General features: G+C 43.4%; 22 protein-coding genes. 9 read left to right on the forward strand and 13 right to left on the reverse strand.

The annotated features are described in order from the left end of the window. Window positions 1-127: 127 nt before the first annotated feature. The 3 genes from L4D12_RS03120 to rsuA form a co-directional block, all read right to left on the reverse strand. Window positions 128-775 carry a DUF2913 family protein gene (locus L4D12_RS03120; RefSeq protein ID WP_428446370.1) on the reverse strand — a complete coding sequence of 216 codons (648 nt, stop codon included), beginning with the start codon at window positions 773-775 and terminating at the stop codon, window positions 128-130. A gap of 8 nt (window positions 776-783) precedes the next feature. Then, window positions 784-1,974 (reverse strand): Bcr/CflA family multidrug efflux MFS transporter, encoded by a 1,191-nt coding sequence (locus L4D12_RS03125; protein WP_428446371.1) that lies wholly within the window; start codon window positions 1,972-1,974, stop codon window positions 784-786. Between the two features lie 191 nt (window positions 1,975-2,165). Then, window positions 2,166-2,861: a 16S rRNA pseudouridine(516) synthase RsuA gene (gene rsuA, locus L4D12_RS03130; RefSeq protein ID WP_428446372.1), complete on the reverse strand. Its 696-nt coding sequence runs from the start codon at window positions 2,859-2,861 to the stop codon at window positions 2,166-2,168. A gap of 336 nt (window positions 2,862-3,197) precedes the next feature. Between rsuA and L4D12_RS03135 the strand changes: the two genes are divergently transcribed. Both L4D12_RS03135 and radD read left to right on the forward strand, forming a co-directional pair. Next, on the forward strand, window positions 3,198-3,692 hold the full coding sequence (locus L4D12_RS03135) for a GNAT family N-acetyltransferase (RefSeq protein WP_428446373.1): 495 nt from the start codon (window positions 3,198-3,200) through the stop codon (window positions 3,690-3,692). A gap of 171 nt (window positions 3,693-3,863) precedes the next feature. Then, the gene (gene radD / locus L4D12_RS03140; RefSeq protein WP_428446374.1) at window positions 3,864-5,615 is read left to right on the forward strand and encodes a DNA repair helicase RadD; all 1,752 of its coding nucleotides are present in this window, start codon (window positions 3,864-3,866) and stop codon (window positions 5,613-5,615) included. A 77-nt stretch (window positions 5,616-5,692) separates the two neighbouring features. On the opposite strand, the gene L4D12_RS03145 is transcribed toward radD, so the two are convergent. Continuing rightward, window positions 5,693-6,004: a hypothetical protein gene (locus tag L4D12_RS03145; protein ID WP_428446375.1), complete on the reverse strand. Its 312-nt coding sequence runs from the start codon at window positions 6,002-6,004 to the stop codon at window positions 5,693-5,695. 365 nt (window positions 6,005-6,369) lie between these two features. Here L4D12_RS03145 and rplY point away from each other — a divergent pair, with 365 nt between their 5' ends. Next, window positions 6,370-6,648 (forward strand): 50S ribosomal protein L25, encoded by a 279-nt coding sequence (rplY, locus tag L4D12_RS03150; protein WP_428446376.1) that lies wholly within the window; start codon window positions 6,370-6,372, stop codon window positions 6,646-6,648. Between the two features lie 78 nt (window positions 6,649-6,726). Here the strand turns inward: rplY and L4D12_RS03155 are convergent, their stop codons facing one another. Then, window positions 6,727-6,984, reverse strand: coding sequence for a DUF1289 domain-containing protein (locus L4D12_RS03155; RefSeq protein ID WP_428446377.1), 258 nt, complete (start codon window positions 6,982-6,984; stop codon window positions 6,727-6,729). 154 nt (window positions 6,985-7,138) lie between these two features. Between L4D12_RS03155 and L4D12_RS03160 the strand changes: the two genes are divergently transcribed. Next, window positions 7,139-7,456, forward strand: coding sequence for a hypothetical protein (locus L4D12_RS03160; protein WP_428446378.1), 318 nt, complete (start codon window positions 7,139-7,141; stop codon window positions 7,454-7,456). An 81-nt stretch (window positions 7,457-7,537) separates the two neighbouring features. On the opposite strand, the gene cobT is transcribed toward L4D12_RS03160, so the two are convergent. From cobT to L4D12_RS03175, 3 genes are read right to left on the reverse strand one after another with little or no spacing between them, the layout of a single operon-like run. Next, window positions 7,538-8,566 (reverse strand): nicotinate-nucleotide--dimethylbenzimidazole phosphoribosyltransferase, encoded by a 1,029-nt coding sequence (gene cobT / locus L4D12_RS03165; RefSeq protein WP_428446379.1) that lies wholly within the window; start codon window positions 8,564-8,566, stop codon window positions 7,538-7,540. A 23-nt stretch (window positions 8,567-8,589) separates the two neighbouring features. Next, window positions 8,590-10,968, reverse strand: coding sequence for a DNA polymerase II (locus L4D12_RS03170; RefSeq protein WP_428446380.1), 2,379 nt, complete (start codon window positions 10,966-10,968; stop codon window positions 8,590-8,592). Between the two features lie 25 nt (window positions 10,969-10,993). Beyond that, on the reverse strand, window positions 10,994-11,803 hold the full coding sequence (locus tag L4D12_RS03175; RefSeq protein ID WP_428446381.1) for a nucleotidyltransferase domain-containing protein: 810 nt from the start codon (window positions 11,801-11,803) through the stop codon (window positions 10,994-10,996). A gap of 321 nt (window positions 11,804-12,124) precedes the next feature. Between L4D12_RS03175 and L4D12_RS03180 the strand changes: the two genes are divergently transcribed. From L4D12_RS03180 to L4D12_RS03190, 3 genes are all read left to right on the forward strand, one after another. Next, the gene (locus tag L4D12_RS03180; protein WP_428446382.1) at window positions 12,125-13,645 is read left to right on the forward strand and encodes an EAL domain-containing protein; all 1,521 of its coding nucleotides are present in this window, start codon (window positions 12,125-12,127) and stop codon (window positions 13,643-13,645) included. 113 nt (window positions 13,646-13,758) lie between these two features. Beyond that, window positions 13,759-14,325 (forward strand): elongation factor P-like protein EfpL, encoded by a 567-nt coding sequence (gene efpL / locus L4D12_RS03185; RefSeq protein ID WP_428446383.1) that lies wholly within the window; start codon window positions 13,759-13,761, stop codon window positions 14,323-14,325. Window positions 14,326-14,500: 175 nt separating this feature from the next. Next, complete coding sequence (locus tag L4D12_RS03190; RefSeq protein WP_428446384.1) at window positions 14,501-14,827, forward strand: HI1450 family dsDNA-mimic protein; 327 nt, start codon at window positions 14,501-14,503, stop codon at window positions 14,825-14,827. A gap of 80 nt (window positions 14,828-14,907) precedes the next feature. On the opposite strand, the gene emrD is transcribed toward L4D12_RS03190, so the two are convergent. The 3 genes from emrD to L4D12_RS03205 all read right to left on the reverse strand — a co-directional run bounded on the left by emrD (window position 14,908) and on the right by L4D12_RS03205 (window position 17,771). Further along, window positions 14,908-16,092: a multidrug efflux MFS transporter EmrD gene (gene emrD / locus L4D12_RS03195; protein WP_428446566.1), complete on the reverse strand. Its 1,185-nt coding sequence runs from the start codon at window positions 16,090-16,092 to the stop codon at window positions 14,908-14,910. A gap of 436 nt (window positions 16,093-16,528) precedes the next feature. Next, window positions 16,529-17,128 carry a GTP cyclohydrolase II gene (locus L4D12_RS03200; protein WP_428446385.1) on the reverse strand — a complete coding sequence of 200 codons (600 nt, stop codon included), beginning with the start codon at window positions 17,126-17,128 and terminating at the stop codon, window positions 16,529-16,531. A gap of 289 nt (window positions 17,129-17,417) precedes the next feature. Then, window positions 17,418-17,771 (reverse strand): hypothetical protein, encoded by a 354-nt coding sequence (locus tag L4D12_RS03205; RefSeq protein WP_428446386.1) that lies wholly within the window; start codon window positions 17,769-17,771, stop codon window positions 17,418-17,420. 243 nt (window positions 17,772-18,014) lie between these two features. Between L4D12_RS03205 and L4D12_RS03210 the strand changes: the two genes are divergently transcribed. After that, on the forward strand, window positions 18,015-18,920 hold the full coding sequence (locus L4D12_RS03210; RefSeq protein WP_428446387.1) for a manganese-dependent inorganic pyrophosphatase: 906 nt from the start codon (window positions 18,015-18,017) through the stop codon (window positions 18,918-18,920). 50 nt (window positions 18,921-18,970) lie between these two features. Here L4D12_RS03210 and L4D12_RS03215 read toward each other — a convergent pair whose 3' ends face one another. Then, the gene (locus L4D12_RS03215; protein ID WP_428446388.1) at window positions 18,971-20,182 is read right to left on the reverse strand and encodes a patatin-like phospholipase family protein; all 1,212 of its coding nucleotides are present in this window, start codon (window positions 20,180-20,182) and stop codon (window positions 18,971-18,973) included. A 95-nt stretch (window positions 20,183-20,277) separates the two neighbouring features. After that, window positions 20,278-20,370 (reverse strand): cytochrome bd-I oxidase subunit CydH, encoded by a 93-nt coding sequence (gene cydH, locus L4D12_RS03220; protein ID WP_428446389.1) that lies wholly within the window; start codon window positions 20,368-20,370, stop codon window positions 20,278-20,280. Between the two features lie 137 nt (window positions 20,371-20,507). Here cydH and L4D12_RS03225 point away from each other — a divergent pair, with 137 nt between their 5' ends. Then, a complete protein-coding gene (locus L4D12_RS03225; RefSeq protein ID WP_428446390.1) occupies window positions 20,508-21,098 on the forward strand; it encodes a hypothetical protein in 591 nt (196 codons plus the stop codon). The last annotated feature ends 51 nt before the right edge of the window (window positions 21,099-21,149 follow it).

A 21,149-nucleotide genomic window follows, 5' to 3' on the forward strand; every position in this document is an offset into this window, starting at 1 on the left:
GTGCGAGGTGCGAGGTGCGAGGTGCGAGGTGCGAGGTGCGAGGTGCGAGGTGCGAGGTGCGAGGTGCGAAAATATCAAGTTTTAGAGAAAAAGCGAGATGTTTCTCGCTTTTTCTCGTCTTACGGTATTACTGAACAATAAGCTCTGGAATATGTTTCCCTGCATTGTGCGGGTACACAATGTATTCGCCGTGATATTTCACTATCGACTTATAGTCCGTCACTTTATACAACAAGATACCCTGCTGATAAGCGATAGATACCAGTTGTTTCACATCGCCACGAACGAAAAGTGACAAGGGTTTTACCAGTTCGCCATCTTCAGCAAATGCCAGCTTGGCTTTCGCGGCACAGACCACTAATGAGCCCTGACCGTCAGTATGGTGGGTCACTTTACGGTTAATTTCATACTCAGTTGCGACCATCCAATCAGCCTGCTGCATCTCTGCATATAACGCATTAAACTGCTTAATGGAGACAGCGCTAAGCACGTCACCATCACGGGGGATCCCAGCATATGTCGTTTGGATTTGCTCAAACTGTTGCTTTAACAGGGAATGCTTACCCATGCTACGGGCTTGTTTTTGCCACGCAACCAGTGTATCTGCGACACAGTTATCATAGCGTTGCTGTTTAATCGCCTTCGTTACCCAAGCACTGAAAAAGTGCGTTTCACTCACCGGGTTTTTCGGTGTTTTGCCCGCTAATTGTGATTCTGATAATTCCTTTAAACCATCAGACACTAATGTATAAATTTCTTGATAAAACGTAGCCATGTGTTTCCTTAAGCGTCACGCGATAAGAACCAGTAAAAAATCGCAGATAAAACGGCACAAGCCGCCATCGACAGTGCCATCGGCCATGCGGTGGCATCTGGCATCATTGCCACTAACCCACCGACCACTGTTCCGGTTCCAAAGCGCATTGTACCTGCCAATGATGAGGCCGTTCCCGCCATATGCGGATACTTACCTAACAAGCAAGCCATTGTGTTACTACCAATAATAGAAATGGTACCGACAAACAGCATGACAGGGATAACTACCCCCCACAAGCCCAGATTAAGCAGTTGACCACATACCAAGCCTATTCCGGCGATTAACTGAACCGTCAGGCCAAACCGTAGCATCCAATGTGAGCCCTTCTTCTTCACCAGCCGACCATTGATGCTCGTCATCATAATCAAACAGACCACATTCAAGCCGAACAATAATCCGAAATGCTCAGTGCCAACATGGTATAGGTCAATGTATACAAACGCACCGACAGTCAGGAAGGTAAACATACCGGCAAAAGAGAAACCACTACAAAATATCAGCCCAACCGCTTGAGGGGTCGTTAGCATCTTGGCGTAATTACGCAGTGTGGTTCCTAAATGAAAAGGTAAGCGCTTTTCAACTGGCAGTGTTTCTGGGATCTTCAGGGTCACCGCGAGCATAATTAACACCGCAAACCCTGCCAGTACCCAAAATATAGCGCGCCAGCCAAACCAAATGGCAAGATAACCACCCAGCATAGGGGCAATCAACGGCGCGACTGTCATCACTAAGGTAATAAACGACATCATTCGAGCGAAATCTTCCCGCTCGAACATATCCCGGACTAACGCTTGAATGATGACGGCTGCCGCCGCACCAGCAAACCCCTGAGCAGCACGGATCCAAGTCAGCTCTACAATACCTTGAGATAATGCGCTACATATCGCCGCAAACGCAAATGCCATGATCCCGATAACCAATATCGGTTTACGACCATAACTGTCGGCCAATGGTCCATGCAATAACTGACCAATCGCAAAACCAGCAGTATAAGACGTCAATGTTGCCTGAACTAAGCTTGGTGATACCGCCAGGTCGCGCGCAATCGTCGGCATAGCGGGCAGATACATATCGATAGCTAAGGGGGTTAATGCACCGATCGCACCTAGGATCAGGATCAATTGAAAGCTCAGCGTTGGGCTGTCTTTTGTGGTCATGTTGTCTCAATAAAAAGTGATGGTTCTATCAAAGATAGATATTGTACGATGATTTAGCTGAATAAACTCTTTCTAACGAGGAAAGAGTCACTTTCTGTGATGATATATCTTTATATTCCAATAAATGAATATAAAAAAGAGGAGTCTGCACTCCTCCTTCACAATAACTATAGACGTTAAACAAGCTAGATTTACTTCATGAACGCCTGAACTTCAGCTTCCGTCAGTGGGCGATATTCACCTGGCTCTAACGCTTCATCAAGCTCAACGATACCCACCTTTTCACGGTGCAAGGCTTCGACTTTATTGCCTACTGCAGCAAACATTCGCTTCACTTGATGGTACTTACCTTCAGAAATGGTAATGATCGCCTCTCGTTCGCCCACGATTTCCAACTTAGCAGGACGAGTCAGCTCTTTTTCACCACGAAGCTGCACACCTTCAGCAAATTGTTGGATAGTCTCTTCCGGCACAGGATCGGCCAACTCGACATAATAGACTTTTTCACACTCATGACGAGGTGATGTGATCCGATGTGACCACTGACCGTCATCAGTCAACAGCACTAATCCGGTAGTATCGCCATCTAGTCGACCAGCAACATGCAGCTTTTCAGGACTGACGATATCAAGCAATACAAACACGGTTGGATTGTGATCATCAACGTGAGAGCAAACGAAACCCTGTGGCTTATTCAGCATATAATAACGAGGGCCCTCTAATCGCAAAGTACGGCCATTGAATTCAACATCACAATCATCTGTGATTTTCAATGACGTGCTCTTAACAACCTCACCATTTACTTCGATAAGTTTGTCTTTAAGCAGCTTAGCTGCCTCTCTGCGAGTGATACCGAGGGTGGTACACAGGAATTTATCAAGCCTCATTATTGGCTCCAGATGATACAAAAGGGGCATATCATAGCAACTTATGCCATGCGTTCACATGCCCATTGCTGGTTTTAGACTAAAATGGGAGCATAATGACTATACTCAAGCTACCTCAAGGTACCTCAAGGTATCGGTGCTTATGCAACATTGCGAATTCGTACTTATTTGTAAGTTCATTGCACTTTCCTATTATTCAACTAACCTCAAAATCTCAAACATTTTTAATAATTATTGGTCTTATTCAATGGACACATCGGATAGTGGTTTTGTATAAATGGACGTACACCTACTCTTCACTTCTAGGTGGCAATGCCTAACTGCAAAGGTCTAATTATGAACATCTCACTTGTTGCGCCGAGTCTGTCATCAACAGATATGCTTGTTAAGCTCGTTGAAGAGCTGTTTGAGTATGAAGTTCTCCCTCAAAAGAAAGAGCGCACCTTGAATGCAATTCATCAATTGCTTAGCAATCCGGAGCTTGGACAAGCTTGGTACATCGAAGTCAACGATGGCAATGATACTTTCATCGCCGGTCATATCATCATCAGCTATAGCTTCAGTCTGGAACATGGCGGTCGCATTGGGCTTATTGACCAATTTTATCTTAAACCAGAATGGCGCCAGCAAGGTATTGGCACCGAACTCATTCCTCAAATAGAACAACATGCTGCTGCGGCAGGTGTTAATGCTCTGTCTCTCGAGGTCAATATCGGCAACAAAGGGGCCCGTAAATTTTATGAAAATCACGGTTTTATTCCTCGTCGCCAATTCTGCATGATGACCAAAGTGATCCAACCCAGCGAAGTGTCTTTGACCATCGCATCATAAAACCATTCACTAATACGCATTAACATGATGTGACTGCCTCTTGTAGGCAGTCGCTATTACACGCTCTGCCCTGCTTGATCGCGGAACCAAGCATCTTGAGGTAACTAAGGTATGTAGATACACTATCACCGGTAATTATCACTCTCTGGCAGGCTTTGTCCGTTTCATCTTATGTATACTCTTCGTCCTTATCAGCAAGACAGCGTTAACGCCACTCTTCACTATTTTCGTAAACATAGCACTCCCGCCGTGCTCGCCTTACCAACCGGGGCCGGAAAAAGCTTGGTTGTCGCCGAGTTAGCCCGCATCGCTCGAGGGCGGGTACTGGTACTGACCCATGTCAAAGAGTTGGTGGAGCAAAACCACAGCAAATACGAAAGTTACGGCCTGAAAGCCTCGATCTTCTCAGCCGGATTAGGCCGTAAAGAAACAGACCGACAAGTTGTCTTTGCCTCTGTTCAATCAATGGCTAACAGCCTTGACCAGTTTGCTAATGAGTTTTCACTGTTGGTCATTGATGAGTGTCACCGTGTACCCGATGATGAAAACAGCGCCTACCGGAAAGTCATTAGTCATTTACAGACAATTAACCCCGGAATAAAAATCCTCGGCTTAACCGCGACCCCTTATCGTCTGGGGATGGGATGGATCTACAAATACCATACCCGTGGTCAGGTGCGCACCGAACAAGATCGCTTCTTCCGTGACTGCATTTTCGAGTTACCTATCCGCTATTTACTTGATGAAGGTTTTTTAACGGAGCCAAAAATGATGGATATGGCGGTAATGGGTTACGACTTTTCAACCCTAAAGCCCTCTGTCAATGGTCGCTATAAAGACGCTGACCTGGATAGCGTAATTGAGAATTCGCACCGAGCGACCCCCATGATCATTGAGCAGGTCATCGACTACGCCAAGGATCGCCGTGGGGTCATGATTTTTGCCTCTACAGTAAACCATGCAAAGGAGATCATGGGTTACCTTACTAATGAAAATGCCGCGTTGGTGATCGGCGATACACCACTTGATGAACGCGATCGGATCATTAACCAATTTAAGCAGCAAAAAATAAAATTTTTGGTCAATGTCTCTGTACTCACCACGGGATTCGATGCGCCTCATGTTGATCTCATTGCTGTGTTGCGACCAACCGAATCCATCAGCTTATATCAACAAATCGTCGGTCGAGGCTTACGCTTATTTGAGGGAAAAAAAGATTGCTTAGTACTGGAGTACGCGGGTAATTGCTATGACCTTTATCAACCGGAGGTCGGCGATCCTAAGCCTAACAGTGACAGTGAAGTGATCATGGTCCCTTGCCCGGCCTGTGGCTTTAACAATAGCTTCTGGGGGAAACTCGACCCTGCGGGTTTTTTGATTGAACACTATGGTCGTCGCTGCCAAGGCTATTTTGAAGATGATGACACCGGTGAGCGTGAAGAGTGTGGCTATCGCTTTCGTGCAAAATATTGTGAAGAATGCGGTGCTGACAATGACATTGCAGCTCGCCGCTGCCATGTGTGTGAAGCGGTCATGGTGGATCCAGATAAAAAACTGCGAGATGCCCTAAAACTGAAAGATGCGATGATAATGAACTGCACCGATTTACGTCTTGAGCCGGGGAAAAACAAATTTGGCAAGCCCCAGTTAAAAGTCATCTATATCAGTGATGAAAGTGCTGAAATCAGCGAAGTATGGACACTGTCGACCAAAGGACAAAAGCAAGAGTTCCTACAAAAGTTCATCAACCCGCATTTAGTTGATCGTCATCGCCCTTTCACCGATACCGCACCGACTAAGGTCGCTAACAATGAACACAGGTTACGCCCACCAGAGATCATCATCGCTCGAAAAAGCGGTCGATTCTGGGCTATCCGCGACAAACTGTTTGATCTAGACCAATATCAAAAGTCGAATAACTAACTAGTCACCAAACCACACTAAAAATCAAGCTCAACGTCAATGACTGGCAATGAAATTCGCTCTTCATCGTCAGTCAATTAATATGCCGTTTCTAGATGTTTTATCGCAGCATTACAATTAGTTAAGCGCTCTTTATCCACCATCATCATCTCAGCGGCTGTCATACTTCCTGGTTCATAATCCAGAATATTTGCCAATTCCATATGGTAACGATTTAATTCTCGTAACACTTGTTTCTTATCATGTGTATCCAGCAATACGTTTAACGCAGCGAACGTTATATCTGTCGACGATTCTTCCTTACTGTCGAAGGGGTTATTTGATACCGCAATACATCCCCGGACTTTTTCTTTCAGTTGTATAAAAGGCATTTCATTATTTGTCGTCATTACATCCACCCATCACTCAAAAATCAGTTATACATCTGTTACATAAATTACGTAAAATCATGATGGATAGCTAAATTTTCCCCCAAAACCCCCCAACCAACTTCATGTTTTGTGATGCAATACCCATTTTAAAGCATGGGTTACACCTCACCAGTTTTTAAGTAAAAAACCAGAATTAGCTCCCCACCCCATCATAAATAATACAAATACGGTAAAATTGATTAAAATATCTGTCATTGATGATGAATACTGACTATTACACTTGCTGTAAGCACAGATCATTGGTAATATCCGCGCTCGATTTATGGCAATGGATATGGTCGCATTTCCATTGTCTTATTTAGTTAACTTAAAGAGAATTTAAGATGAAATTTGAAGCAGTAGTACGTACTGATCTAGGTAAAGGTGCGAGCCGCCGCCTACGTCACGCAAACAAGTTCCCAGCAATCGTATACGGTGGCGAAGCCGCTCCTATCTCTATCGAGCTTGATCACGATAGCGTGATCAACCAGATGGACAAAGCTGCGTTCTACGAAGCAATCACTCTAGTGATCGATGGCCAGGAAGTTAAGGTTAAGCCTCAAGACATCCAGCGTCACGTGTTCAAGCCAAAAGTTGAGCACATGGACTTCAAACGCATCTAATTGCGGGTTCATACTCTTCAAAAAAGCGCCTTATAGGCGCTTTTTTATTAGCATCTGATATCAAATACATCGTAACTCTCAAAATAATTCTTGCTGTTTTGGCTCATCACCTGTTTGCTTAATCTCTTCCCATTGTTGATTTTTTTTTGCCCGCATAACACGTAGGTATCTTTGTCTACATAACCGAATAACATGGCGTTTTTGGGCGTTACTGAACTGCTGCCAATTAAAGCGCTCTTCCCGACTTCGAAAGCACCCTTTGCAATATCCACGATTGTTCACCTGACAAATTCCAACACAGGGGCTTGGAATCGAAAAAAAATCTAATTGTTCCATTACACTTCCCCCCCTCCGTAATAATCATATACCCAACCTGATACGAATAGGAAAAATCTCACTTGAGAATACATGTATAAAATTTGCACAGCAGACAATAATTTTGCTAGTCTTTGAAGGCTATCAAGGTAGATAGCGTAATCAGGAGGGAACCATGGATTTCTTTGTGCCATCGGCAACTAACCCACAACAAGCGGAAGCTGTTTTTAATTCAATTGCCACTCATATCGCGGCACCACAACAAAATAAACGTATTTACAAGCTCTCATGGCAGCATGAAGGGCAAGATTGTATCTGTGAAATTGGTCAGCCACTTCCCGCAATTTTTAGACTTAATGAAGCCGTGCTTGCTATTTTTGATTGCGGCAACGAGTATCAGATCTGCACCCCTAATCGTGGTGCGATAAAATTTGAACCGATTCATGCAGCAAAATCAGCCGTTAGTAATATTGAGTATTTTGATAGCCACTAATGACAAGAACTGGCCATCAAATACAGAAAAACGCGCATTTGCGCGTTTTTTTCTATTACTTTACGGTGTTAGCGACAACCGCTATACCGTCACACCTGCATCTGCAAAGCTTGCCATGTGATTATAGAACTCAGCTGCCGCATTAAGTAAAGGTACTGCTAAGACTGCACCAGTACCCTCACCTAAACGTAACGACAAATCCAATAATGGCTCAGCCTGAAGTAATTCCATTGCCAATCGATGACCTGATTCATGAGATTGATGAGCAAAAATCAGATAGTCTCTGCATGCGGGATCAATTGTCGTTGCTAATAATGCCGCAACAGTCACAATAAAGCCATCCACCAGCACAGGCGTTTGTTTTTCCATCGCGCCTAAAAAGGCACCTACCATCTGTACAATCTCAAAGCCACCCACTTCAGCCATTATCACCTCTGGGGTCTGTGACTGACATCTGGCGACACCTTGAGTAACCAATGCCTGCTTTTTAATATACTGCTCTTCAGATATACCCGTACCCAACCCGACACAACGTGTGATTGGTTCGCCAGAGATCGCAGCCAAAATTGCAGCAGCACTACTGGTATTCCCGATCCCCATTTCACCAAACATCACAAGATTACTGCCATCAGCAATCACGCCCTGTACAATCTCTCGGCCCCACGCTAAGCCATGTTTAACCTGAGATTCTGTCATCGCAGGTTGCATCGCAAAATTAGCCGTGCGATCACCTAATCGTTGTTTTATAAAACTTGGATGATCACTTTCAACGGGATGCAAGATCCCGCAATCGATCACTTTTATCGCAACATTATTCGCTCGACAAAAACAGTTTACTGCCGCACCTCCTGCTAAAAAATTCATGACCATCTGCTGCGTCACTGCACTCGGGGCAATACTCACCCCTTGATCTGCAATGCCATGGTCGCCAGCAAATACCAGCACAGTCGGGTTATTAATGCTGATAGCTGTGACTGCCGACGCCTTGCCCTGACTCTGAATCAGCGCCAATTGGTAAGCAACCGTTTCTAGCTGCCCCAACGCCCCTACTGGCTTGGTTTTTTGATCAATCCGATGCTGAATCTGTTCACTGTACGCTGTATTAAACATAATCACTTCTTTGCCTTTCCTTGCTAAAACAGTCCTAATTGAGGAGCTGTCAGGGTTTCAAAATATTGCCCGATAAAGGGTAAAATGCCGTTAGCGACGGGTTTAAGTTGCTTATCAACATAATGGTCATAGTCAATGAGACTCTGGTGACTTTCAAGTGGCTCAGGCCCATTAACGGTGATCACATATTCTATCCACCCACCATTTTGATATTGTAATGGCCGACCCGCTCGAAGATTGAGATCATCAGCCATTCTTGCCGCTCTGACATGTGGCGGAATATTTTTTTTATACTCGCTTAAGTTACGCCGTAACCGCTTGCGATAAACAAGATCAGCATCGTGAAGCCCTTCACGTGTCTCTCTCACATAACGTCGTACATAATCTTCAACATCCTGCTCATGAAAAACCCGATGATATAGCGATTGCTGAAAAGTCTGAGCTAACCGCGTCCAATCTGTACGAACGGTTTCTAACCCCTTATAAACAATCTGCTCCTTGTCCCCTTTTATCACCAAGCCAGCATAACGCTTTTTACTTCCCGTCTCCTGTCCTCGTATAGTTGGCATCAGAAACTTGTGGTAATGCGTTTCATACTCGATCTCTAACGCTGAATGAATATTATATTGCGTACGTAAATGATCCCGCCACCACTGGTTAATATGCGTCACCAGCATGTCGCCGATTTCATCCGCCTGTTCTGAACTGTAAGGCTTATTCAGTGAGACAAATGTTGAGTCTGTATCACCATAAATGACTTCATATCCTTTAGCTTCAATCAGTTCACGTGTCAACTTCATGATCTCATGACTGCGCATCGTGATTGAAGACGCGAGTCTATGATCAAAGAAACGGCAACCTGAAGAGCCTAGTACACCGTAAAATGAGTTCATGATGATCTTTATGGCCTGTGAGAAGGCTTTTTCACCATCGCGCTTTGCCTGATCTCTTGCTGCCCACAAGTTTTCAATCATCTTAGGCAAAAAATGTTTGTCGCGATGAAAACGCCCGCCTCGAAATCCCGCTATCGCCTGATCATCATCGCATCCTTCGTCAAGCAACAGCCCTTCAATCAAACCTACAGGATCAATCCGAAATGAGCGGATGATAGAAGGATACAGTGATTTAAAATCAAGCACTAACACAGAAGGATACAAGCCCGGTTTCGAGTCCATCACATACCCCCCCGGACTGGCTATCCAATTATCACTGGCGAGACTCGGCGCAACGTATCCTGCACGGTGAAGCTGTGGCAGATAAAGGTTAGTAAACGCCGCGACCGATCCGCCAATACGATCAAGCTCAACACCGGTTAAACAGCTACGCTCAATCACAAAATCCAGCATATGGGTATGATCAAAAATTCGTGATACTAACTTGCAGTCTTGTAGGTTATAGCGCGCTAACGCCACTTTATCATCCTGAAACATCTGATTGATTTCAGCCATCCGATCACTGACTTTATGGATGCTTTTACCCTCACCAAGCAGCTCCTGAGCGACGGATTCCAGCGACCAAGAACGGAAGTTATAAGTAGCCGTTTTTAAGGTATCAATACCATCCAGTACGACCCGTCCAGGGAGCGTCAAAAAGCCTTGATTGACATGCTGAGTTGATTGGCGCCAATGCGGTGGCTGCTTTCCACGACCAATACGCAAACTCAGCGCATTCCATTCAGCTCGCTTAAGTAAAAGTCGGAAATCGAAATCAATAACATTCCAGCCAATAACGACATCAGGATCAAACGCTAAAAACCACGCTTCCAGCGCAAGCAATAGTGCCTTTTCGGATTCTACCCACTGGATCCACGTTATGTCTGGCGCATCAGAGCAAGGGGAACCGACCATAATGACACGGCTATCCATCTCACTGTGTAATCCTACCGAATACAGCACGCCCTTTTCTGAGCACTCAATGTCGAGCGACACTATCGATAAGCACGGCTTATAATCAGCCGACTTGGCTTTTACCTCAGTAAATTCCCGAAAGCCCGCCTTCTGTTGACTACGACCACTGAACGCAACCCCGCCGCAAATAAAGCGCTCCATCAAATATCGGTCAGCCAAACGAATATCAGCTTCAAAGGATTCTATTCCGTTATGGGATAAAATAGTCGACAGCTGCAAGTAATCTTTGATTGAGTTGCAATAACAGGCTGACATGGGATTGTGCTGAAAATTCTTAAGCGCAAGTGGTTTACAGACAACAATAATACCGACTTTATGAAGTTCGGCCTCAGCCAACGCCTGATCTTGCTGACGAATAAAGCACACGGGGTTTTCACCACGAACAACAAGTTTTGTTGGCCCATCACTGGTGCTCAGCCAGAGTATAATTTCCGGTACACCACGGACATCTCGCGCTTGTCTCGTCAGAACAAAGCCTTTAGATTGAGTAAGCAATAAAACCTCTGCAATACGCTAAAAATTAGCCAATCCTTCGATCTATCTTATCAAATTCATCCTTGATCCACCGACCAAAGTCATTAATCATAAAAAGTGATGCTTTTTTGGGTACTTGAGTACCCGATACCAGCAGAAACAAACGCTCAATCTCCACGCGCTTGTCTGGGTAAAACAGGAGAAATGCATCTGCAGCCTCCGCCAAAGACAACGCCAATCCCTTGCTACGATGCAAGACCAGCGAATAGCATGTCCAAATCATTTTTTTTGCAATTTCACGGCAATAATCGAGATAATGAGCCAACACCTTCGTTTGCATTATTTTCTGCCGATACTCACCAAGTTGCTCGGCAATATCGCCATTAAGTGTTTTTGCAATATCCCAGCTGGCTTCAAAGCGTCCATAACGAGTAGATAAGTCATCACCAGTGTAACAACGGCAACAATGTTTAAGCCAAAAACCCCAACTAAATACCGACTCAAGAGCCAGTACCTCATCTTTGGTCACTATTTGAAACACCAGTTTCGTTAACAAACGCTGCCTTCCCTCAAAGCGGAGGCGAATTGCACTGATTATAGATTGCTCTTCAGCGGTTAAATCACGCAAGATGATGACGGTCAGGTTAAGATCAGATCTTCCTGGAATAGCTGTGCATCGTGCGATGCTTCCTGCCACATACACACTATGCAGTGTTGCACCTAATCCCACTTTCAACTGATGAATAACATCCTCAACAATGGGATGAAATTGAGCTTGAAATCCTAATTGACTATCTAGTAGCGGTAGAGCGAGTGTCACTGCAGGCCTTTGTACAAATTCGAATCGATAATGCATTATACCTAAGTGCTCTGAGTATACCCAATGTCCTCAAACATATTGAAGCCATTGATAATGTCGAATTTAGATCGTCACGGAAACCATTGAAACAAGATGCTTATATCAGGCAAATGCAACAACTTGGTTAGATAAAATGCTGCTTTTTTGATTAAAGCGATATATTCAGCTAAATTAGCACAAAGCCACATTCCAAGAAGGAATAGAATAGCTGAATTTATGAGAAGATGGCATATTTTATCTGTACTTTTATTTACTTATGTAAAATCGAATATATTTAATATATAGTTAATACTCTTACTCGAATGCTCCTATTTTACAATGATAAAAAAACAAAATTATTTTATTTTCCTGGTCGCATTCCTCTGGGGCTGTGTAACATTCTTGTATTATATTGAGCACTATGCTGAAACAAAATCAGAAACGCTCTCCCACTGCATAATGGCATCATTCGAGAAAAACATTGCCACTATTGATGGGAAATTAACATCCGTTAATAAACTGTATCCAAACTGTAGCATAGAAAGCCGTAAGGCTTTAGAAGATCTAACTTTTGATACCAGCATAATGCAGGAAATCAGTTTAATTAAAGATAATAAATTTATTTGTAGCGATCGTATATTCGATATTAATACTATTAACTACAATCAACATTATCTCCACGAATTTAATTCCAACGATCAGTACATTCTATATCGAGGAATAAGCCAACGACGCGGTGTTAATGCTGTTTTCTTTATGATTCAATTTGATAGCAGTTGGTACCGTGTACTTCTTGACCCTAGATATATAGACTTCTGGATCAAAGATCTTGCCAATCAACGAAACATATATGCTGGTATTTATAATACACATGATGAGCTATTATCAGAAAGTAACAATATATCTGATCTTGCTGTTCAATTTAAGTCAAAAAGTCATTCACCAACCTACCCTTATTATGTAACAACTGGTTACACAAAATCTATGTTAGTCGAGTTAATGATAGATTTATTACCCTATGGGCTTCTAATTATATTTTTTGTTTCTCTCTTAGTAACATTTGCCATGCACCATTTTATGACATGGCGTGAGTCTCAGTTTGCTGAAATACAGAGAGGCATAGAGAAAAAAGAATTCCATGGCTTTTATCAACCTATCGTTGATTCTACAACTGGGGCTTGGATTGGCGCTGAATTACTTGTCCGCTGGCTACATCCAAAACGAAAAGTTATTTATCCCAACGAGTTCATTCCAGCCACCGAACAATCGGGGCAAATTAATGAGATATCATTACAACTTATTGAGCATGCCGCCTTCCAAAAAATGGAAATTATGGCCTTAAATAAGCCATTCTATATCACGATCAACGTCACGGCCTCTATGATTGCAAACCCTCTGTTTGTTGATGCCGTCATTAAATTAACTGAACAATATCCAGTCCTTACCCATGGCACTGTGTTGGAGTTTTCTGAAAGGGACAACTTCTCCAATACCAATCTCAAATTATTGCACAGTGGTATGCAGAAGCTACGTGATATAGGCATTCAATGGGCCCTGGACGATTTTGGAACGGGTTATGCTGGATTTTCCACCTTACAGGCTCTTAGCTTTGACATCATCAAAATTGATCGTTCGTTTGTCGCATCGTCAGTAACAGACTCTGTCACCCAATCTATCTTAGGTAATATGGCCGAAATGGGGCATAAGCTCAATTGTAAACTGGTTGCCGAAGGCGTTGAAACACAAGCGCAAGTTGATCAAATCAAGGCGCTGAATATTGAATGTTGCCAAGGGTATTTCTACGCAAAACCGATGCCTTATAGCCGTTTTGTTGCGAAGTTTAAAATTCACTCACTTTAAGTACGCCAATACTGACACAAAGCACTAAACAAAGTGATGATTAACTGCTTTTTCAGTTGTATAATCCGGCCACATTAAAGTAAGAAGCTTTATTAACGCAATAGGTAATAAGAATGCCAAGAGCAAGTGAGATAAAAAAAGGTTTTGCCATTGTTAATAACGGCAAGACATTGCTAGTTAAAGACATCGAAGTAACGACTCCTGGTGGTCGTGGCGGAACAAAAATCTATAAGATGCGTTGTGTTGAAATCGCAACAGGTGCGCGCGTAGACGAGCGTCTAAAAGCGGATGATGTTGTAGAAACTGTAGACATGACTAAGCGTCCAATCGCGTACTCTTACGCTGATGGCGACACTATCATCTTTATGGATACTGAAAACTATGACCAGCACACTTTCAATGCCTCTGACATTGAAGACGAAATGCTGTTCATTAATGAAGACACTCAAGGTCTACACCTTATCCTTGTAAATGATAAGCCTGCTGGTCTAGAACTACCTTCTACCGTAGAGCTTTCTATTGTTGAAACTGACCCTTCAATCAAGGGCGCGTCAGCATCTGCGCGTACAAAACCAGCACGTCTAACAACTGGTCTTGTGGTTCAGGTACCTGAATACATTTCTCCTGAAGATCGTATCATTATCAACACAGCAGAACGCAAATACACTAGCCGTGCATAATTGATACTATATCAAGCTTAGCCCGACAGTTACCCTCATTGAGCCGTAGCTGTCGGGCTTTTTACTGGCCTTTCATCACCACACTAATCTGTTTTCTTCCGCTATCTAATGGGTTGGTATTCCTACCCTCTATCGCTATACTGTCCCTTCACTCAATGATAGATAGATAAAGTTCATGGATACACCAAACCTCATTTCTTACGACGACGTAATTGACGCTGCATATGACATTTTTCTTGAAATGGCCGCAGATAACCTTGATTCAGCAGATGTATTGCTATTCACCCTGCAGTTTGATGACCGTGGCGCAGCGGAACTCGTTGAAACAAAAGATGACTGGGAAGAGCATGTTGGCTTTGATGTCGATAAAGAAGTGTACGCGGAAGTGCGTATCGGTCTTGTAAATGAAGAAAACGACGAGCTTGATGATGTGTTTGCGCGCCTATTAGTGAGCCGTGATCCGGACAACAAATTCTGTCACATTCTGTGGAAGCGCGATTAATAATACCCAGCGCTCTCAACAGACAAAAAAAGCAGCGTAAATACGCTGCTTTTTTGTTTTCGGCTTTTATATCTGTGCCATCATTGCATAACGGCATGTGTCTCTTCGTGCTCACTGCGGCGTACCCAGAACATGCTGATCACCACCAAAATAGCCATCACGCTCATCACCGCCCCAAGGTTGTACTGATCTTCTGCGCGCATCATGGATGCTGCCAGTGTCGCAATGCCTGCACCCAAGTTTTGTAAGCCACCTAATACTGCCCCTGCGGTGCCCGCATGGTGTGGAAAAGGCTGAATCGCCGCTGTTGTTGCTGCTGGAAATAAAACACCGGCCCCGATAAAGTAAACAAATGCGCCACCAATCAAAGAGCTAACAGTAACAAGCCCTGCCATACCAGGTATTAAAACAGTAAGTGAACCCGCAATGATTGCCATAATACCCACATACATAGCATGAGTATTTCCCCAACGCTTCGCAAACGCAGATGATAGCCATGCCCCTGCCATGTAACCGGGCAACGGCAACACAAAAAGCAAGCTCACAGTTTTTGGATCCAACTTCAATACACTGCCGAGTAACACACCCGCAGCCGCTTCAAAGACGGCAATACCGGCAAAGGTCGCAATCAAACACAGTACATAGCCTTGAAAACGGCGGTTACCCAAGACGTAACGGTAACTCACCATTACACGTTCATGACGGCGTTTTTCCGCCGGCAAGGTTTCAGCAAACAGGCACATCATCGCGACCGTGACGATCACCCCGAACACCAACAGGAATACATAGCTGGCTTGCCATGCAAATACGGTAGACAGGTAGCCACCCAGTACTGGCGCAAGCAATGGAGAGAAAATCACGCCCATGCTGACCAAACTGTTGGCGCGGTGCAAATCGGCACCGTCATAGCAATCTCGTGTTACGGTACGGCTCATTGCGCCGCTACAGCCGGTACCCATACCTTGCACAAAGCTGGCCATCAAGAACCACTCAAAACTTGGTGCTAACAACGCTACAATCGCACCAATTAAGTAGATACACATACCCATCATAATAACAGGGCGACGGCCGATACGATCAGACAGTGGACCATAAATGAACTGAGATAAACCGTAAGGGATCAAGTAAGCCGCCATCACCGCTTGTAGGTAAGACGACTTAACTGAGAAAAACTCAGACATAGCAGGAATAGATGGCACATACATGGTTTGTGTCATTTGCCCTACCGCCACCAGCAAGATAATCAGAAATAGCAGCTTGCCCATGTTCGTAGAAGATGATTGCTGATCCACAATCAGTACCCTCTCATAGAATATAATTTTGAAAAATTGAGTGATTTTTGCAATTCACCGACGACACTCAGAATAAAAGACCGATATTACAAAATTAAGCAGCTAATCTTACCTGCTTGATGAGAATATTTGGTAGTAGTTGCTGAGGAATTGGCGCAGATAGTAGTCGTGAAATTGAATAGTGGCAAGAATTTAACGTGTTATAAAGCACGATTGTTTATTATGAATCGCATTACAAAAACTAATTCATATCATGTAGATTTCACTGCCATGCACTGACTTGCTTATTTATAATGTTATCCAGTGGTTACACAACTTAACTTTTGAGGAGAAATATGAGGGGAAATAAGTGTGTAATAAAAAAGCCTCGCCATTAACGAGGCATCTTCATAACCAATCAAAACGAGGATTAATCAAAATGAAAACGATGCTTGCCATGGCTTGCTTTGGTTTTTAAATAACTTTCATTGCCATCTTTAACATGCGCTTTTGTACCAACCACTTCTGTGATCACAATACCTAACGCCTCAAGCTCACGGATTTTCTTCGGGTTATTAGTGATTAGCCGAATAGCATTCATACCCAGGGCTCTTAGCATCAAAGCCGCCTCAGTAAAGTCGCGTAGATCATCACCAAAGCCAAGATGATTATTGGCTTCATAGGTATTCATACCTTGGCTTTGAAGCTCATAAGCATCGATTTTATTATATAGACCAATACCTCGGCCTTCCTGACGAAGATAGAGTAATACACCTCCCTCTTGACCCATTTTTTCAATGGTTTCATCAAGCTGCTCGCCACAATCACAACGAGATGAGTGAAAAACATCCCCCGTCAGACATTCAGAATGCATACGTACGAGAGGTGGTTCAGTGCGTTCATCAGCATTTTGAAAAATCAGTGCAACGTGTTCTTTGCCTGATTCCAGACCATTAAATGAAAGCAGATCAGCCGCGATATTGCTTTTTAGACCAACTTTAAAAGGCACTCTTGCCCTGACATTAACCATGTTGTTCCTAAGTACTTCTACAGCCAAGCAGTTGACACTCAATCAGATATCATCAAAGTCAATATCAACATGAGCCCACTAATAGGCTAAATTCGTTAAATACACCCAATACTCTACGGTCAATCGACGATAGACCTGCACCAGATGTTACTTATTTTCGATGATCATTTGGCGCGTAATGATATCTAAAATTATTACACTAAAACAGCCTAAAGACATCAGTCGCTATCAATCAAGCACAACCACTGAACATAACTAGCCACAATGTCGCATTAGACGTACCACTCTTTTACTCGAACGTCCGTGGCCTTCCTCTATAATAACTTTGGACCTTTTCCATAGAAAAACAAAAGATTGACGCTAGAGTTACACTAATCACAGCCATCATGATCGCAGCCAGACGTTGCCAATCAGCCCCCATCATCAAACGCAGGTTAATTAAGTCATAGGTGATCAATACCCATTGCCCTGCAATAAGAACAAGGAATAGAGACATCAGTTTAGGGATACTTGCTTGACGAACAGACAGTATCAGGGGCAACAGTAGCAGCATAATGAACGGTAACCACAGACTAAAGCGCAGGAAGTGCGCGGCCAACAGCCAGCAACTGATAGTAACGGGAAGCAATCTAATGAATAACATCTTTTGTATCTCACGATTTGCACTACACACATATAGATGCATTATATATACACCTTATCATTTCACATTAAAAGCGCTGCTGAAATAGACAACCAACATTTTTTTATTCAACTTCAATTGTTATTTTCGGCAGACACTCTAAAATTGCGCGGTTAGAATTCCTGATTTTCTGGACTACCAGACAGGATAAATTGATTTGTCTTGCAGCCAGTGAGCTGCATATGGCGCAGTTAAGGAAACGACATGATTCAAGTAGTTGGTCACAAAAACCCTGATAGCGATAGCATTTGCTCTGCTCTAGTCGGTGCAGAACTTCTTAAAGCACGTGGCCTTGAAGCGAAAGCTGTTCGCCAAGGTGAGCTAAACCGTGAAACTCAGCATATCCTAGCGCAAGCTGGTGTTGAACAACCTGAAATGTGTACTGGTGTAGCTGGCGAGAAAATCTGGCTTGTCGACTACTCCGATCTTGCACAAGGTCCTGATGACATCGCTGATGCTGAAATCATGGGCATTGTTGACCATCACCGCCTAGGCGACGTGACTACAGTTAATCCACTTGAAGCTTGGATCTGGCCTGTAGGTTGTACTTGTACCATCATGTTCAATCTATTTAAGATGGAAAATACTGAAATCACTCGCCCACTTGCAATCCTTATGATGTCAGCCATCCTAAGTGATACTGTAGGCTTCGCTTCTCCAACTTGTACTCAAAAAGATCAAGATGCAGTTGCTGAACTTGCGACAATTGCAGATATTCAAGATCTTGATGCTTTCACCAAAGCTTTGCTTATCGCAAAAACAGACATCGATGGTCTTTCAGCTGCACAGCTGGTTGAAAAAGATCTTAAAGCTTACCCATTTAACAACCGTGATGTTGTTGTGGGCCAAATCGAGCTTGCAACGCTTGAACAAGTTTGCGAGATGATCGCTGAACTTGAAGCCGATCTACAACGCCGTTGTGACGAAGAAAACCTTGCGATGGCAGCGCTTATGCTGACAGACATCACCACAAGCACCACACGCCTGCTTTACAAAGGTGAGTGGAATACGACGCTTGATCAGTTCGCTGACAACGGCGTACTCATGATGGAAGATACATTAAGCCGTAAGAAGCAAGGCTGGCCTTGGCTTCAAAAAGTACTGGCTTAATTTAGCGAGTATACACATTGAAGGAACGCACTCAGCGTTCCTTTTTAATTTTACCTTTTGTTTATCTTACTTATTGATGATGTTTCATTGAGAATATCAGCAAACTGCGTCACGAACTTTCGTCCAACCATCTTACCTTCGCGATAATCTGTTTCTAAATCATCCTTATCACTGAGCAAAGCACGACTCCGCAGGCTCTTTTCTGGGGCAATTTGAATAACGTTAAGCCCGGCAGGTGGTGCCAGCATAAAGTCATGCGCGTCGCGATATGTCGTGTAATACCGACTAAGCATTTCGATGATTTCAGCACTTTTGCTATTACCCGTCATAGCGACAAAGCGCTCGATGTTCGTTGCGGTGAGTAAGTTCCAGCCTGTTGTTTTCTCTGTCTCTAAGACCCGCGCTTTCTCTTCCACCAGCACGTTATTGCCTTCTTCTGAGCGCCCTTGTTTCCAGTTGTCATATTTTGTCGCTAATTCAGCATGAAGGGATTTAACGCGATCCAGTGACTGATTAAGGCTCAACCGCTCAATATAATCAGGCAGTACGGTCTCTATCTTCCCTCTCCAATCATGAAAACGATGACTATACTCCTGGTTGATCATTAGCGGCTCAGTACGAACAACGATCACCAGATCGGCACCTCGCTTCCAAGCTTCTTTTACCGGAACAGCAGCACTCACACCACCATCAACCCACTCCAGTTCATCAAAGTTCACAGGCAAATTATAAATAAGAGGAATGGCACATGAAGCCCTTAATACCTCTCGCCAATTATCTTGGTACATCGGCATATACATATCTTGCAATGTATCTTTTCGGGTTGCGCACGCAAGTGCCATTCTGTTTTGCAAAACATCACGAGCGGTGCTTACATCAAGCGGCAAACTTCCCTGTGAGCAAACTGCATCTAGCGCCCAGTCTAAATTCATCGACTGCTGTTTGCTAAGATAATGGTACAAATTAAAAAATGCATTATCCGTGGTGTAATTGACAATGAAATTATAACCAAAATTTGATTGGCGACTAATGAATGAAGAAAGATTAAGGGCGCCGGCAGATGTGCCAATATACAACTCAAACGGGTCGAAGTTTGCCTCTAAAAAAGCATCAAAAACACCGGCAGTAAATATCCCCCGTTGTCCGCCCCCCTGAACAACAAGTGCTATCTTTTTTCTATTCACTGACAATAATTGCTGAGAGAATCTGTTAACTAATTGTATATCACATTCTTTCAGACTGAATGGTAAATGATTCGTCATACCATCATCTCACTCACTACAGAGACTCATCTGCTGACAGAACTCCATTCTTTACACAGCAAAATAATAATTTAAAAAACTTATTTATCAAAATGTTATACGGCAATCGCAATAATACCAAAACCCAATATCACAGCCATCGTGACCGCGGTCACTATTAATGAAAGCTTCAAGTCAAAGTCCATCATAACATCATCTCCGCTCAGCGTACGTTAACACATTGTTAACTCTATTTTAGAGAGACATCAAGGTTCTGGCTATTGAAAAAGCACTATTATAAGAAAGGTGTCACAATATTTAGTAACTAGAACAATAAGGAAAAGGTATGAAAACAACGAATTTTCTTATCGTTGCAGCAGGCATTATTTCATCAATGCCCGCATGGGCTGAAAACACAATTTATATTACACCTTATATTGGCTACAGCTTTTCTAACAGCATAACGGATGAAAATGGCACTAAGATCGCCATCGACGATGATTTACATTATGCGCTTAGTATTGAAACCGATTTAAGTCCCGGCCGGGCCGGCCTTTTTATCAGTCATCAACCAAATACTACCGCTTATTTTGATGACAGTTCATTCACCTACGTCCATTTCCAAAGTTCGCTACAATTTAAACCATTCAAAAATATCGACACTTACTTTGGTGCCAGCTTGGGAACAACTATTGTTGATGCAAAATGGACTGATGATGATTTACTGTGGTCTGGAGGCTTACAAGCAGGAGCCTCTTATCACATTGCTAACAACCTCGAGCTTATTTTCGAAGGCCGATGGTTAGCCAATCTTATTGATAGCGACACAACAACACGCTGCACCCTGCCTACGGGCTCTGAAACATGCAATATCAAAATTGAATCAAAATGGTTAAGCCAATTCCAGACCAACCTCGGCTTACGTTATTCTTTCTAGTCTGACATCAGTATCAATCCCCACAAAGAGGCCAGAATAACTGGCCTTTCA

This window comes from Photobacterium nomapromontoriensis (assembly GCF_050336815.1).
Lineage (GTDB): Bacteria > Pseudomonadota > Gammaproteobacteria > Enterobacterales > Vibrionaceae > Photobacterium > Photobacterium nomapromontoriensis.